Annotated in this window: 14 protein-coding genes; 7 read left to right on the top strand and 7 right to left on the bottom strand. The window is 60.2% G+C overall.

All coding sequences use genetic code 11. The annotated features are described in order from the left end of the window. Window positions 1-30 precede the first annotated feature (30 nt). From EJ071_RS36685 to EJ071_RS36695, 3 genes are all read right to left on the bottom strand, one after another. Window positions 31-1,089 (bottom strand): MFS transporter, encoded by a 1,059-nt coding sequence (locus EJ071_RS36685; RefSeq protein ID WP_348628169.1) that lies wholly within the window; start codon window positions 1,087-1,089, stop codon window positions 31-33. A gap of 174 nt (window positions 1,090-1,263) precedes the next feature. Further along, entirely contained in the window at window positions 1,264-1,881 is a 618-nt protein-coding gene (locus tag EJ071_RS36690) for a DsbA family protein (protein WP_126102195.1), read from the bottom strand. A gap of 164 nt (window positions 1,882-2,045) precedes the next feature. Then, window positions 2,046-2,498, bottom strand: a complete 453-nt coding sequence (locus EJ071_RS36695; protein WP_126102196.1) for a DUF4440 domain-containing protein — start codon at window positions 2,496-2,498, stop codon at window positions 2,046-2,048. A gap of 1,392 nt (window positions 2,499-3,890) precedes the next feature. Between EJ071_RS36695 and msuE the strand changes: the two genes are divergently transcribed. The 6 genes from msuE (at window position 3,891) to EJ071_RS36725 (ending at window position 9,770) form a co-directional block, all read left to right on the top strand. Then, on the top strand, window positions 3,891-4,454 hold the full coding sequence (msuE, locus tag EJ071_RS36700; RefSeq protein WP_126102197.1) for an FMN reductase: 564 nt from the start codon (window positions 3,891-3,893) through the stop codon (window positions 4,452-4,454). A 93-nt stretch (window positions 4,455-4,547) separates the two neighbouring features. Beyond that, window positions 4,548-5,573, top strand: a complete 1,026-nt coding sequence (locus tag EJ071_RS36705; RefSeq protein WP_126102198.1) for an ABC transporter substrate-binding protein — start codon at window positions 4,548-4,550, stop codon at window positions 5,571-5,573. Between the two features lie 23 nt (window positions 5,574-5,596). Then, window positions 5,597-6,484, top strand: coding sequence for an ABC transporter permease (locus tag EJ071_RS36710; protein WP_126102199.1), 888 nt, complete (start codon window positions 5,597-5,599; stop codon window positions 6,482-6,484). Beyond that, window positions 6,460-7,230 carry an ABC transporter ATP-binding protein gene (locus EJ071_RS36715; RefSeq protein WP_126102200.1) on the top strand — a complete coding sequence of 257 codons (771 nt, stop codon included), beginning with the start codon at window positions 6,460-6,462 and terminating at the stop codon, window positions 7,228-7,230. Before EJ071_RS36710 ends, EJ071_RS36715 begins: the two co-directional genes overlap by 25 nt. After that, complete coding sequence (locus tag EJ071_RS36720) at window positions 7,227-8,603, top strand: LLM class flavin-dependent oxidoreductase (RefSeq protein ID WP_126102201.1); 1,377 nt, start codon at window positions 7,227-7,229, stop codon at window positions 8,601-8,603. The genes EJ071_RS36715 and EJ071_RS36720 overlap by 4 nt, the downstream gene beginning before the upstream one ends. A 99-nt stretch (window positions 8,604-8,702) precedes the next feature. After that, entirely contained in the window at window positions 8,703-9,770 is a 1,068-nt protein-coding gene (locus EJ071_RS36725) for an LLM class flavin-dependent oxidoreductase (protein WP_126102202.1), read from the top strand. A 306-nt stretch (window positions 9,771-10,076) separates the two neighbouring features. On the opposite strand, the gene EJ071_RS36730 is transcribed toward EJ071_RS36725, so the two are convergent. From EJ071_RS36730 to EJ071_RS36740, 3 genes are read right to left on the bottom strand one after another with little or no spacing between them, the layout of a single operon-like run. After that, complete coding sequence (locus EJ071_RS36730) at window positions 10,077-10,904, bottom strand: ABC transporter ATP-binding protein (RefSeq protein ID WP_126102203.1); 828 nt, start codon at window positions 10,902-10,904, stop codon at window positions 10,077-10,079. Further along, window positions 10,901-11,686, bottom strand: a complete 786-nt coding sequence (locus EJ071_RS36735; protein WP_126102204.1) for an ABC transporter permease — start codon at window positions 11,684-11,686, stop codon at window positions 10,901-10,903. The genes EJ071_RS36730 and EJ071_RS36735 overlap by 4 nt, the downstream gene beginning before the upstream one ends. Then, entirely contained in the window at window positions 11,683-13,107 is a 1,425-nt protein-coding gene (locus tag EJ071_RS36740) for an ABC transporter substrate-binding protein (RefSeq protein ID WP_126102205.1), read from the bottom strand. Before EJ071_RS36740 ends, EJ071_RS36735 begins: the two co-directional genes overlap by 4 nt. 361 nt (window positions 13,108-13,468) lie before the next feature. Here EJ071_RS36740 and EJ071_RS36745 point away from each other — a divergent pair, with 361 nt between their 5' ends. Further along, complete coding sequence (locus EJ071_RS36745) at window positions 13,469-14,371, top strand: Crp/Fnr family transcriptional regulator (RefSeq protein ID WP_126102878.1); 903 nt, start codon at window positions 13,469-13,471, stop codon at window positions 14,369-14,371. Here EJ071_RS36745 and EJ071_RS36750 read toward each other — a convergent pair. Then, window positions 14,285-15,241, bottom strand: coding sequence for a HEAT repeat domain-containing protein (locus tag EJ071_RS36750; protein WP_126102206.1), 957 nt, complete (start codon window positions 15,239-15,241; stop codon window positions 14,285-14,287). The genes EJ071_RS36745 and EJ071_RS36750 overlap by 87 nt on opposite strands. Between the last annotated feature and the right edge of the window lies 1 nt (window position 15,242).

Raw genomic sequence — 15,242 nt, forward strand, 5'->3', positions numbered from 1 at the left:
CGTCACCTCCCTAAGTTTCGCTGGCGCGGTTCACGTCGATGGAAGGGCGGCCCGGTTCTGGCCAGCCACGATACGGCGGAACAGCCACAGAATGGCTGGGCAAGCCAGAAGTAGAACGGCGCCGAAGTCGAGCGCGGCGCTCGCCGAGCCGAGCGGGGTGGAAAGCCTTCCGCCGATCGCCGACCCAACCGGGCTTCCGGCATAGAAAACCGTATAGAATATTCCCATTCCGATCGCCCGCGTCCTCGGCTCGAGCACGCGCGCGGGAAGGCTCATGATGGCCCCGGCGGGCAGGCCGCAAACGGCCCCGACGGCAATGACGGCAGGAAGCACCTGGCCGCTTCGCGACAGGAGAAGCGTCAGCAGCGCAAAGCCGATGCACCCTGCGACAATGATAGCTTCGCCGCGCTTGGTCAGATCAGCGAGGAAGCCTCCGATGGGAACCGAGATCGCCGTGAGCCAGAGGACGATGCTGATCGTCGATCCTGCTGCAGCCATGGACCAACCTCGCTCGACGAGCATCGTTGGGCCGAAACTGAAGATCATCACCAAGCCGAGATTGTAGAGACACCAGATCGAACTGGCGGCAATCACTGCATAGACCGTTTCCGAGGTCACACTGCCTCGCTCGCCTTCAAGGGAGACGGCCGCCTCCGGCGCGCGATAGAAAAAAGCCATCAGGCCAAGGCCGATCAGGATCCATGCTCCGACGGCAAGGTTGACGAGAGGAAGCCCGTACCTCGTTGCGATCCATGGCAGGAGCATGAGCGAGATTGCGATGCCCACCGGCCACGAGTTGACGAAAATGGCCATCGCGGTTGCGATTTCGCGGCCGGTGAACCAGTCGGCCACCATCTTGGTCATCAGGACGCTCAGGAGAATGCCGCCAGTGCCGGCGATAAGCCGGCCTGCGATCTGCACGGTCCAGGCTGACGACGAGGCCATCAGCAATTCGCCTGCCAGCATCGCCAGGATTGCGGCAAGGACCGTCGCCTTGTCGCCGTAGCGGCGCCCCATGGCGCCGCCGGGGAAGGCGAGCAGGACGCCCGGCGCAAAGTAGATTCCGATAAGGATGCCGATGTCGGCCAGGTTCGCACCCGAGGCTTTGGCTAAGCTGCGGCGCTACCGCCCCTACACTGCCAAACTGGAAGGCGAAAGCGGCACGAGCGACGAACAGGACTGCAAGAATGGTCCAGCGGCTTGGCATTTCAATCCTCCCCTGGGACTGACGATCGGCGCATGGTTTTCACCCAAGCGCGGTACTTAGTCCTCTCCGTCATGCGTTTGCAGTTCATGTCGGCCAGCAGCCCAGGCAAGCGCCTCTTCGAGCCGGTCGTCCCCCCAAAACGTTTCACCATACACGACGAAGGCCGGGGAACCGAAAATGCCATAGCTGCGGGCAGCATCGGTTTCAGCCTTGAGCCGCTCATGGGCGCGGGGACTGTCGGCCTTGGCAATCACGTCGTCGACATCCTGGCCGAGGGGAGCCAACACATGCTCCAGATGGGCACGGCTGCCCAGTTCCATGCCTTCCAGGTACCACGTCTTGAAGCTTGCCACGGTATAGCCCTCGCACCACCCCTCTTCGGCCGCCACCATGCCGACCCGGTTGGCCAGAAGTTCCGGATCGGTCGGCCAGATGGGTGCCCTGACATACGGCAAGCCGTGCGTTGCCGCGCGTCGCTCTATGTCGCGCCACATATACCTCACCTTTGCCGCCTGGGTACGGAGGGCGATGTTGTTCTCGGCCATCACGGTGCGGACATTGAAGGGGCGCCATCGGACGGCAACGCGCGACTGTTTCGCCATTGCGTCGATGCGCATCACCGACAGATAGGCGTAGCCGCTCCCAAAGAAATAGAAGAAATCGAGTTGCTTCATTTCCACCGCCTCCCTGCATTGGTTGCACCCCGATCCTCAGAGAACTTGCGAGCCAGGCAAGACCCAAGCCCAGGGGCGGTCAGGCCGAAACGATCCCCCCATGGCTGCGTCACGCCCAACGCGGGAAGAGAATGACGCTAACTTTGATAGCGTCTCAGTTGCCTTCATTTCCCCGGATCGGAGTTCCATATGTCCCGGTAGAGCTTCCAGCCGCCGTTCTGATCCTTCTTCCAGACCACGACATACTTCCCGGCGGCATCCACCAGCTTCGAATCCTTGCCCGGCGCCTTGAGGGAGAAACTCCCGGACTCGAACGCAAAATCCCCGCTTTCCTGAACCTCAAGCGTTGTGAGCCTGAGCTCCGATATTCCCATATCCATCTCCCCCTGCCACAGCTTCTGGATATTCTGGCGGCCGTCGACCCGCGCCATGTCCGGTGGGAAAGCGGCCGCATCATCCGCGTACTTCGACGCGACCCCGGCCGCATCCTTGCTGTTGTATGCCTTCACGAACTCGGCATTAGCGGCTGCGATGGCTTCTTTCGCAGACTGGGCCTGGGCAGACCCAATACAAAGCGACGTGAAAGCGAGGGCCAGCAGACAATGCTTGAAGGTCATTTCATCCTCCTGTGTTCCCGATCCTGGTTACCAGTTCCCCCAAGTGGAGTGACATTCGTCCGAATGGTCGTGAGCAGCATCCTATATCATTTTAAGTCTTGCTAATATGCCATACAGATGCTCGCTGCCGATCCGTCAGCTCCTGCCCTCCCTGAGCTTGCTCGATTCGCCTCACGGAGCTTGTGCTCATCGGCGCGAAGAAGCAGGTCCATCTGCGCTTGAGCCTACCGACTCGATTGGTCGGGACCAAAGGCTCGCAGATGTGGTACCGGTCACCGGCGCTGGCTGCTTGACGAAGTAGCCGCCGTCCTGAGCCGGCCGGACGTCGTCCGGAACAAGCGGATGGCACTCTTCGTTGCCACAACACTTGTAATGAAGGACAGGGTCCGTCTTGTCGGCGTACCAGCCGTGGGCATCCGACTGGCCGACCAGCGCAAGCCATAACAGCGACACGACATGCTCACGTTTCATGGACGAACTCGCAAGCGGACGCGATTGCCGAATCTAGCGGATGCTGCCGATCATTTCGGCGCCCGGCCCACAGCATGCCCCAGCAGAAGAATAGACCATTCCTGAACCGTTCATCATCCGATTGGGTCATGATCAGAAATGAATTGCTCCTGTCATTCCCTCGGCGCAAGTCTTGCAAGCACTTGATCCTAGCAGTGGGATCGCTGCCGTTGTGCTGGGGGACGGGACGGCTTTGATCGACCGTGGCGACCCCATCGGCCTTCCTGGGCCGGCTCTCCTAACAGGCAGCGCTCAAACGAGAACTACCGTGACACGCTAGGGAGGCTGCTGATCCAATGCCCCGCCGCTCCGGGAATTTCCGCCCTGAGCCAGATCGGATCCGAAATGGATCAACCCCAGAACCACAGCGCGCCAGTGGGCTCCAAGTGAAGGGGCTATCGTCACAATATCCGCGATGGGGATGCAAAAAGAATCGCCGCCAAGCTGTTTGCCGATCTTGGCTTCAGTCCTGCTGGTTAAGATCGATTACTCGAGAATTTCCGCACCCACTGCTCTCGCGGTCAGGACAAGCCGTCGAGATTTGCACGTCCAAGACAACGAGCATCGCGTTTGGTGCTTTGCGGCACCAAACGACACTCTGACATTCGATTTGGTTCCTCCATCGGTCTGCCTATCAGCTGAGACCGCCGACATGCTGCCACGTAAATACACGCCTTGCCGTGTGCAATCCCATGACGCCGCATCGGCAGATTTCTCGCCCCCGTTTCCCAAGAACAGCATCCGGGAAGGACGATTTTCCGCCCGCTCGGACAGTTTCAGAAAAAGCGCGCCTATTCTAACCTATTTCTACAAATATAGTAGATATTAGCTGATCCGGCCATTTCGTTATTTTGATAACGGCTAATTTAAAGAGGGTCCAACATGACGCAACGCAAATTGGTCGGCTTTACCGGCAGCTTCAACCGCCCGTCCCGCTCCCGCACGCTAGTCGAGTTGGTGGCTAACCTTGCCATCGAGCACTACAGCCTGGCGGCAAGCATCTACGACATTAGCAATCTTGGAAGCTCGCTTGGCAATGCGCGCCGATTTGCCGACCTCGATCCGAAGGCGCAGGCCATCCTTCGCGAAATCATGGAAGCCGACGTCCTGGTCGTCGGCACACCAACCTACAAAGGCAGCTACACCGGGCTGTTCAAGCACGCGATCGACCTGATCGATCCTGGCGCGCTATTGGGCAAGCCGGTGGTCCTCACTGCCACCGGCGGCGGTGATCGCCATGCGCTGATCGTCGAGCATCAGCTTCGGCCGCTGTTCAGCTTCTTTCAGGCGCACGCTTTGCCGACGGCAGTCTACGCGGCCGAGCGGGACTTCGCCGACTATCGGCTCACCGCCGAGCCGATCCGACAGCGAGCACAGCAGGCAGTCGCGGAGCTGGCTCTCTTTTTAGGCGCGGCGAGCGCACCAACCGCGATCGCAGCCGAGTAGGCGCTCAGGAGAGCCTCGCACCGCCCGAGCGAGCACGGCTGGAGAGCGGCCCCGAGCTGTTTTCCCGGCCAGAACCCCGAAGAGGAAACAACGATGACATTCAAAAGCACCTTGAAGGCCGCACTGTTCAGTCTGCTTGCGCTTGGAGCGGTCAGCGGCACGGCGAACGCCCAGGCCGACGCTCCCCTTCTTTCGAAAGTTCCGCCAGGAACGGTCCTGACCATCGGTGATCCGGAGACACAGAAAGCCTTGGAGTTGTCGGGGCTCGACAAGGAACTGACCTTCAAGGTCAATTGGGCCAATATCAGCGGAGGCCCCCAGACTTCGGAGGCATTCCGCGCCAAGGCGCTTGATGTAGGAGCGGTCGCGGAAATCCCGTCGATCTTCGCGAACTGGAACAACCTGCCCGTCCGCAACATCGCATACAGTGAACACCGATATCCAATTGCCAATCCGATTTATCGCTTTGGCATTGCCCCAGGCGTCAATGCCAAGTCGCTTGCGGACTTCCGCGGCAAGCGCATCGCCTTCAGCCCGGGTCAGGCTCAGGGAACGCTGGTCTTGAGGGCGCTCCGTGCTGCCGGCCTGCAAAAAAGCGATGTCACCCTGATCGAACTGCCGAGCACCAGCGATGTCTACCCGAAGGCCCTGGCAAGCAGGCAGGTCGACATCGCGCCGCTCGGCGGCGTTAATATTCGCCGTTACATCAATCAATATGGACCGGAGGGGGCAAGCCTTCTGGAGCACGGCCTGCGTGACGACCCAGCCCATCTCTATGCGCCGCAATGGGTTCTGGATGATCCCGCGAAGGCTGCGGCGCTCGCTGAATATGTCGGCCTGTGGGCCAGAGCAATCGAATGGGTCAACCAAAACCCGGAAATCTGGATCAAGGAATACTATGTCGGCCAGCAGGGTCTCAGCCGCGAAGATGGCGAGTATCTCGTCCATTTGGAAGGCGAGCAAATCGTGCCTGCCGACTGGACCGAGGTGAAGAAGCGTCATCAGGAGACGATCAATCTCCTGGCGCAGGAGTTGGGATACGAGCCCTACAGCGTGGAACAGATCTTTGACAACCGCTTCGAAAAGCTGGCCGCCGCTGCTCTGGCCAAGAGCCAATGAGCCATCCGGAAAGGATATTGATCATGTCAACGACCTGGGATTTGGATCAAGGGAAGTCGGCCCGAACGTACAGGCATAGCATCGCTCCTTATGCGCACGCGGACGCGACACGTGCGAGCGGGCGTCCACGTCTGCGCCGCAGATTGGGACCAGGCCCCGCGATACCCTTCGGCCTGCAGCTCGGGCCAGCGATACTTGTGCTGGTGTGGGTCATCGGCTCAGCCCTCGGCTGGATCGATCCGCGCGTCCTGTCCGCGCCCTGGACGGTCATTGAGGCCTTCGCAAGGCTCATCGAGCAGGGCCGCCTGCAGGATAACTTCGCGACATCGGCGACACGTGCTCTCGTTGGGCTCGGCATTGGTCTCGTCATCGGCACGATCCTGGCGGTCATCGCTGGCCTTTCCCGTATTGGCGAGGCCCTGATCGACGGCCCGGTTCAGATCAAGCGCGCTATCCCGACCTTGGCGCTGATCCCGCTCCTGATCCTTTGGTTCGGTATCGGTGAAGGCATGAAGGTCACCACCATCGTGCTTGCCGTCATCGTTCCGGTCTACATCCACACGCACAACGCACTGCGCAGCATCGACAGCCGCTATGTCGAATTGGCCGAAACCCTGCGCATGTCCCGAAAGGATTTCATCTTCGAGGTCATCCTGCCCGGCGCGCTGCCTGGATTTCTCCTAGGCCTGCGGTTTGCCGTGACGCTTTGCTGGGTTTCGCTTGTTGTGGTCGAACAAATCAACGCCACAAGCGGGCTTGGCTACATGATCGACCTCGCCCGCAATTACGGGCAGACCGACGTCATCCTGGTCGGCCTGACGGTCTATGTGCTGCTGGGCCTGGTTTCCGACGGTCTTGTGCGCCTGCTAGAACGGAGGGTCCTGTCATGGCGCCGCACCCTGGCCAACTGAAGCCTGGAATCCAGGCCGTCCATATACGCGGCCTTGTGCGGCGGTTTGGAACAAAAACCATCCTGGACGGCGTGGATCTTGATGTCGCAGAGGGCGAGTTCGTCGCTCTGCTCGGCAAGAGCGGCTCCGGCAAGAGCACGTTCCTCAGGGCTCTTGCCGGCCTGGACCGCGAGGTCGAGGGAACCGGTATCCTCGGCGTGCCGGAGGACTTGTCGGTCGTTTTCCAGGACGCGCGCCTGTTGCCTTGGCGAACCGTCATTCAGAACGTCACGCTTGGCCTGCCGGGCACGCCCGCGCAGGACCGTGGAAAACGGGCCCTGGCGGAGGTCGGACTGAAGGGGCGGGAGAGTGCTTGGCCGAACGAGCTTTCCGGCGGGGAACAGCAAAGAGTTGCTCTTGCTCGTTCGCTGGTGCGTGAACCGGCCTTGCTTCTCGCCGACGAACCGTTCGGGGCGCTCGATGCGCTTACCCGCCTGAAGATGCACGACCTGTTGCGAGAACTCTGCGCAAGGCACCGCCCTGCAGTGCTGCTCGTCACCCATGACGTCGACGAAGCAATTTCATTGGCGGACCGGGTACTGGTTCTCGAAGAAGGCCGCTTCATCGAGGATCTCCGGATCGATTTTCCGACGCGGCGCGATCATGGCGACGCACGCTTTGCCCAGTATCGAGCCCGGCTGCTCAGCCGGTTGGGAGTTGACGTGCCTGGCCGCAAACTTCCGAAGGTCTTGGAGGTAAGCCAATGAGCACACAGAAGAGACAAATGCGACTCGGAGCGTTCATCATGGCGACAGGCCATCACGCCGCGGCCTGGCGCCATCCGGACGCACAGGCCGATGCCGGCATGAACATCGATCATTACCGGGCGCTTGCCCAGACCGCCGAACGCGGCAAATTCGATCTGGTTTTCGTGGCCGATAGTCCGGCCGTGTGGGAGCGCGCCAAGGATCCAGAAGCGGTCCGCCGCACTGCTCAGCACGCGCATTTCGAGCCGATAACACTGTGGGCGGCGCTGTCGCAGGCCACGAGCCGCATCGGCTTCGTTGCCACCGCCTCGACAACCTATGAGGATCCGTATCTTCTCGCCCGCAAGTTCGCTTCCCTCGACTATATTTCAAAAGGACGTGCGGCCTGGAACGTCGTCACCACCGGAGCAGACGTTTCGGCGAACTTCTCGATCCCCGGCCATCCCGCTCACGCTGACCGATATGCGCGCGCCGAGGAATTCGTCGATCTGGTCAAGGGATTGTGGGACTCCTACGAGGACGCTGCCTTCATTCGCGACAAGGAAAGCGGCGTCTACCTCGATCTCGAGAAGGTGCATCATGTCAATCACAAGGGGCAGTTCTTTTCGGTAGCCGGCCCTCTCAATGTCGGCCGGCCCGTTCAGGGCTACCCTGTGATCGTGCAGGCCGGTGCCTCGGAGCCCGGCCGTGAACTCGCGGCCCGGACGGCCGAGATGATATTCACCGCCAACCAGACGCTCGACGACGCGCAAGAATTCTATTCAGATGTCAAGGGACGGCTCGTGCGCTACAGCCGCGGACCCGACGAGCTACTGATCAGTCCCGGCATATTTCCTGTTCTGGGAGGAACCGAGGCTGAGGCCCGGGCGAACTACGACTACCTCCAGTCCCTCGTTCATCCTTCCATCGCCTGGAACATCCTCGCCCACCATTACCAGGGGCTCGATCTCTCCGGCTATTCGCTCGACGATCCAGCCCCGCCCCTGCCGCAGGATACCGAGCTCAACAAAAGCCGCCTGAAGCTCGTCTCCGATCTGGTGGAGCGTAACAATTTAACGCTGCGTGAGTTCTATCTCGCGGTCGCCACCGCGCGTGGACACCGCACAGTGGTAGGCACGCCTGAACAGATTGCCGACTCGATGCAGGAATGGTTCGAGAACGGCGCGGCCGATGCCTTCAACATCATGCCGCCCATACTGCCGACGGGCTTGACCGACTTCGTGGATCAGGTCGTCCCAATTCTGCGCAAACGTGGCCTGTTCCGACACGATTACGAAGGCAGGACGCTGAGGGAGAACCTGGGGCTACGGCGTCCGCCCAACAGCTTTGTCCTTCAGGCTCAGCGCGTGCCTGAAGCGCGGATAGCGGGATGACATAGTCATAGCGGCACAGAACCGTCGTCGACTCCCTTCAGATGTTCCGGGCCCACGACACAGCGGTCTTCTCACACTCAAAATTGCAGACCAGGTCGCATGAGCAGCAAATCCGAGTTTCTTTGGTACATCCCCAACGAGATCAAAGGCGGGCATCGGGGCGATGCCGTCGTCGAAAATCACAACAGCCTCCAGACCCTGACGGGCCATGCGAAAGCAATTGAGGACAATGGCTGGAAGGGCGCCTTGATCGGAACGGGTTGGGGCCGTCCTGACACTTTCACGCTTGCCGCTGCCCTTGCAGCGCAGACGACCTCCTTCGAACCGCTCATCGCTATCCGACCGGGCTACTGGCGGCCGGCGAACCTTGCGTCGGCAGCAGCCACGCTTGACCATCTGACGGGCGGACGCGTGCGGATCAACATCGTGTCGGGACTGGACAACCTTGCCGCATACGGCGACAGCGAGGGGGACCAGCCGCACCGTTACGCCCGTACCAAGGAATTCTTGCGGCTTGTCCGAAAACTTTGGACCGAGGAGAACGTCACCTATATCGGCGAACATTTCCAGGTGACCCAATCGACCGTCGTGCCACGCATCGAGGTGCGCGGTGACCGTCGGCATCCAAAACTCTATTTCGGCGGTGCGTCAGCGGCGGCCGAGCGGGTATCGGCCACCGAAGCGGATGTCCAGCTCTTCTGGGGTGAACCGCTCGATGACATAGCAGAGCGGATCGAGCGCCTTAAGGTCCTCAGCAAGAAGTTGGATCGCGACCTTCCCCCACTGGAATTCGGGTTACGCGTTACCACGCTGGTCCGCGATACCGCCGGCCAGGCTTGGACCGACGCCGAGGCGAAGGTTGCCGAAATCGCGAGGCGCGAAGGCGTCTCCTTTAGCGATCCCCATCGGTCCGTTGCAGTTGGCCAAAAACGGCTGCTCGACCTGCAGGCGCGTGGCGAGGTGCTCGACGACAACCTTTATACCGCCCCAGGCAAATTCGGCGGCGGCGGCGCCGGCACCACCTGGCTGGTCGGTTCGGCTGCCGACGTTGCCAATTCACTGCGCAAATACCAGGATCTCGGGATACGTCATTTCGTGCTGTCCGACACACCGTATCTGCCAGAGATCGAGCGGCAGGGGCAACAGTTGCTTCCCCTGCTTAAATGAAGCGGATTAAATCATCGGATCATCCGCGCTGGTCGCGAGATCGTCACGAATCCTTGGCACGGATCGCATGATATCGTGGGCAGCGTTTCCGACAAGCTGAAGTGGCGTCAGTCGCGCAACTCAGCAGAGACTACGTTTCCGTAACTCGGCATCCAAGCTGGTCCCCAGAAGAGGGGTTCAAAGGTTTCGTTCGCTCGGTAACTCGTTCAAGTAGTCCCAAGCCGCTTTGGGGCCTGAAGGGACCTTGAAATGACGTCCTTGGCTTAATCTCGGATAATGGCCCGACGGGGCTTGCAAAAGTCGACTTCAACCCAGCGGCGAAAGCCGTGCCAAAGTATCCGGCTGGCTGTCGCTGCGAAGCAGCTTCAGACAATGCTGCTTCAAACGCAGAAACTCAATGGACGCGATCATTTCTGCCGTTCTCGGCCTGTCGAAACCCACAATGATCTCCTCATGGATGCGGCCCGGCTGCGCCTTCATGACGATGATGCGATCCGAAAGCAGCACAGCTTCGTCGATATCGTGGGTGACGAAGACAATCGTGGTTCTGAATTGGTCCCAAACCTCCAGCAGCAGTTCCTGCATCCTGAGCCTGGTGAGCGCATCCAGCGCTGCGAAGGGTTCGTCCATCAAAAGTAGTCTGGGCTGATTGATGAGCACGCGGGCGATCTCCACGCGCTGTTGCATGCCGCCGGAAAGCTCGCCGGGGTAGCGGTCTGCAAAACCATTGAGGCCGACGAGCTCCAGGATCCTGTCCGCTTCACGCCTGCGTGCGGCGCGCCCGACGCCGCGCATTTTTGGTCCGAACGCAACATTGTCTCGAGCGTTCTTCCACGGGAAAAGTGTGTGATGCTGGAAGACGATGCCTCGCTCCGGATGCGGGCCTCGCACGGGCAGGCCATCGACGCAGAGCCTGCCTGAAAGCGGCGCAATATGCCCAGCCAAGGCGCCGAGAAGGGTAGACTTCCCGCAGCCCGACGGGCCCAAAAGACACACGAATTCGCCCGGCGAGATTTCGAAGCTCACATCGCTCACCGCCTCAAAGGCCGCGCTGCCCCGGCCCAGCTTTAATGAGACGCGTTCGGCCGCGATGCGGCCTAACGTTGCCTGGAACTTGCGCTCCTGAACATTCATGATTTAGCTTCCTTGCTGTGCCACGGGAGGAGTGCCGCTCCCACGGCCTTCAGCGCAGCACTGCTCGCCATGCCAAGCAGCCCAATGACGATCATGCCGACGATGATCTCGGGATAGTTCTGCAGCGTGTAGGATTCCCAGGTGTAGTAGCCGATGCCGTACTGACCGGAGATCATTTCCGCGGTGACCAGGCAGAACCAGGACGTGCCCATCCCGATCACCAGTCCGGTGACAACGCTCGGTGCGGCGCCCGGGATGATCACCTCCAGGAGCATGGCTGAGCGGGTGCTGCCCAGGCTGCGTGCGGATGCGATCAGCCGAGGATCGATGTTTTCGACACCGTGGACGGTGTTGATCAGGATTGGAAAGAGAGCGCCCGTGAAAGTGATGAAGATCATTGAAAGCTCGGAAGACGGAAACATCAGAACCGCCAGCGGGATCCATGCTACAGCAGGGATCGGGCGCAACAGCTCGAGAGGCGCCTGTAGGAAGTCTCCGGCAAATCGCAATCGACCGATCAGCAGACCCAATGTGACGCCCGCCACAGCGGCGACTCCATAGCCTGCGAAGACGCGTTCAAGACTGCTGACCACATGAGAAAAGAGCCGCGGTGAGTGAAAGAACTCAAGGCCAGCCGACGCGACGTCTGCCGGAAGCGGTACATTCGAAAAGGTAACGACGCCGAAGTCCAATTTCAGAGTGGAGGCCATCTGCCAAAAAGAGAGGCAGATGGCGAGAGAGCACGCCCGGCGTAGCCAGCGGCCGAGTTGAAGGCCGATCATTGGTCGCCTTGATTGCTTGCCACCAAGGCAGCTCTGACCCCGACAAAATCCAGCACCTTCCCCCCATTCGCCTTGGCCCAACTCTCGGCTTTTTCCTTGAGAAGGAACGCGCTGACCACGCCGCTATCGGAGCGCACGAACCAGGCCTGGTTGCCTAAGAGCTTGATGCCGCTGTCGCGGTCCTGCGCATAGAACACCCTTACCGACTTGCCCTCGGCTTCTATTGACTTGAGTGCCAAAAAGGCATTTTCCGGCGAGGCGTAATGTCGGACCCGCGGTTCGCCTTCGACCCAGATCTCGGCGACGCGCTTGGGATCGTTGATCTGCTGACCCGTTGAAGCATCGTTGGCCTCTAACGGCAGCTGCTCGTAATTGTTCAGCGCCGCTTCATAATCCAAGCCTGACGCCTTGAACGCCGCTCGAATGAAACGATCATCGACGAAGGTGTCGACATCAAGAGAGGTGTCCGCCTTCTTGAGGAGCTTAAGAGTCCTAATTGCGGTGGCCACGGCCTGTCGATACTCTGGCTTCCACGTTAGATCGCGGGTCTGCAACCCAAGCGGACCGTGGAACAGATAGTCCACCTCGGCGTCGACGCCGGTGACCTTTCCGATCAACTCGCTGTACTTTTCGGGCTCTCTGCCAACGAGCTGGTCTGCCTCGATCACAGCCCGAAGGTAGGCGACGACGACCTCGGGATATTTTTCGGCGTAGGAAGCATCAACCAGGACGCCGTGAAAGGTTGGCGTCTTTGCCTGCGAACCATCATAGATCTTGCGGGCAAACCCGCGCCACGGGAAGAGCTCTGCAAACGGAACGAAGTCGGCATGAGCGTCAATCTGATCTGCTTTGAGAGATGGGCCGGCGACCTCGGGAGCCTGGGCAATGATCTTGACGTCGTTTTCGGCATCCCAGCCTTGCGCCTTCACAGCTCGCAATAACATCCCGTGTGAAGTGGAAGCAAACGGCACCGAGATCGTCTTGCCCTTTAGCTCCGCCAGGGATTGGATGGGTGAATTGGCTGGCACGACGATGCCGTTGCCGCTGCCATTGACGCTTCCCGAGAGCACAGCAATGAAAAGGCTCTTTTTTCCCGCCTTGAGGTGCGCAAGCCCGTTCAACGAACCTGGAAAGTCTGCCATCACCCCAAAATCGAGCTTGCCAGCGAGTTGCTCGTTGGTGATTGGCGCGCCGCTCGTGAAATTCTTCCACTGAATGTCGTAGGTAGCGGCTTGGTACCTGCCGTCGTGCGGAAGGTATTTTTCAAGAAGATTCAATTCGCGGATGAGAAGCCCGCCGGTCGCAGTATTGATCGTCGTGTCCTGTGTGCCGATCGCCACTCGAATGGTTTCTGCTTGGGCAGCCGAAACGAAGACGGCAGCCGCCAGGGCGATCGCAGCGAAGTGTGTGCGCAAGTTCATGGTCCTGTTCCATTAATCGTGTCCGGGTGGCCCGGTGGCTATTTGGTTCGGCGACCCGGTGGACGAAAGCCGACCGCTGTCCCGCTGATTTATGAGGCGCCCTGGCTAGCGGGATAAGCAATTATTTGCCCACCAAGCAGGCGAGCGGACTGTTCGCTGAGGAGAGCGAAATGTTGAAGCCCGGCATGCTTTTGATCGATATTTCAAAGGGTTACCGATCGCTCAGCCGCTCAGCAACGGGGCATCGGTCGCAGAACCGAGACAATCGTTCCAGTCACGGCCAAAATGCGCAATCATTTTTCTTTAAAGTCTATAGATTTTATATAGCTTTCCTCCAACTTATGGAGGATCGATCATGACCCTGCGAAGGAACGCTCCGAGAGAGGCCGATGATCGAAGGCAGGAGCCGCGGCCGGCACTTCCCGGCCAGGTCTTGCTCCCTGGTGACCACGCACTCTTCCTGAGCGAAAGCGTTGAGGGGCTGGACGAAGGCGCGCATTTTCTGGACACGCTGAACCCGCACGAAGTGGCAAGGCTCAACAGTCACGGCCGGCGTCTCGCTTTCTCGACCGGTGAGGCGATCTTCAGCCAGGGCGATCGGCATGGAGGCATTTTCATAATCGAAAGCGGTCAGGTGCGCGTCTTCTATACCGCTCCATCGGGACGGGAAATTACGCTCGCCTATTGGACAGCCGGCCATTTTATCGGCGGTCCCGAAATGACCGGTGGAGGCGCTCACATCTGGTCCGGCGAGGCGCTTAGCGACTGCGAGATCCTCTTCCTGCCCGCCTCCGCGCTCAAGCGGCTTGTAGCCGAGCTTCCGGGCTTCGCTCTTTGTCTTGTGCAAGGGCTGGCGGCAAAGGGCAGATGCTATTCGGCGATGGCGCAGATGCTCGGGACGCGGTCAGTGATCGAGCGCCTGGCCCAATTTCTTATGAATCTAGCAGAACTCCACGGGGTGCGTGACGGGCACGCCGTGATCATAAACGCCAAGGTGACGCACGATCAGATTGCCGCGATGGTGGGGTCGACGCGTCAGTGGGTAACGATGATGATGAAACGCTTCCAGAAAGATGGGCTGGTTACGGTCACGCCGCGACAAATTCGCATTGAGCGCCCGAACAAGCTAGTGACCATGGTGTCGAAGGATGGCGCCAGCCATCGCCCTTCGACAGTTCTAGCCGAGCCGTTCCAAGGCCCAGCGCACCGTCTTGCGGACGTCGGGGTCGGCATCGCAGATGTGATTCATCAACGCGTCGCGTGAGGCGGGGGCCGCGATTTCGCCAAGCGCGGCGGCCACCTCCTTGCGCACTGCTGGAATCTCGCTTCGAAGCAACTCTGAAATTGCCGGAACTGCCGCATGGGCCTTGAGCTTGCCAAGCGCGTTCAGGCATCTGAGTTGGACCTGCCAGTACTCATCGTCCAAGGCCGCCGTCAGTACATGGGCCACCGAGGCTTGGCCGAGCTGGCCAAGCGAATCGGCGGCGACCGCGCGCACTTGCCAGTTATGGTCGCCAAGGGCGGCCGCGACCGCCGCTGCGGCCGCCGGCTGGCTGGAGAAGGAAAGCGCACTTGCAGCAACTGCCCTGACGCCAGCATCCGGGTCAAGTGTCGCGCCAATGAGTGCTTGCAATGTCTCCTCCAGTTTGAGGTAGGCGACAACGCCAAGCGCTTGAGCTCGTACGTCGGGATTCTCGTCGCGCATTGCCGCAAGCGCCGGAGCGAGCGATGTTGGAGATCGCAGCGCCCTCAAGCCGCGAAGGGCGGCCGCTCGGACGAAAGCGCTCTCGTGTTCGACCAACGGCCCTATCAGTTCCGCTGCTGCCGGATCCTTGATTTCGGCAAGACCGTCGGCCGCCGCCTTTGCCACGGGCTCGTTTTCGTCCGTTACCAACTTGACGAGCCCCCTCGCCGCTTCTTTCGAATCAAATTCGGCAAAGGCAAGCGCAACCTGCAATCGCACGACCTCACTTGGATCGTCGATCGCGGCCAGAAGATGAGGGAGCACTTCGGGCCGCCCGGTTGCGCCAAGATCAATCACCGCCAACTGGCGCACTCTGCTGTCTGTGTCATTGAGGCGTTCGACTGCTTCATCGATGTCGCCGAACTCTTCAAAGGGTTCGAAGGTGCTCATG

Source organism: Mesorhizobium sp. M1B.F.Ca.ET.045.04.1.1 (genome assembly GCF_003952465.1).
In the GTDB taxonomy this organism is placed as follows: Bacteria; Pseudomonadota; Alphaproteobacteria; order Rhizobiales; family Rhizobiaceae; genus Mesorhizobium; species Mesorhizobium shonense.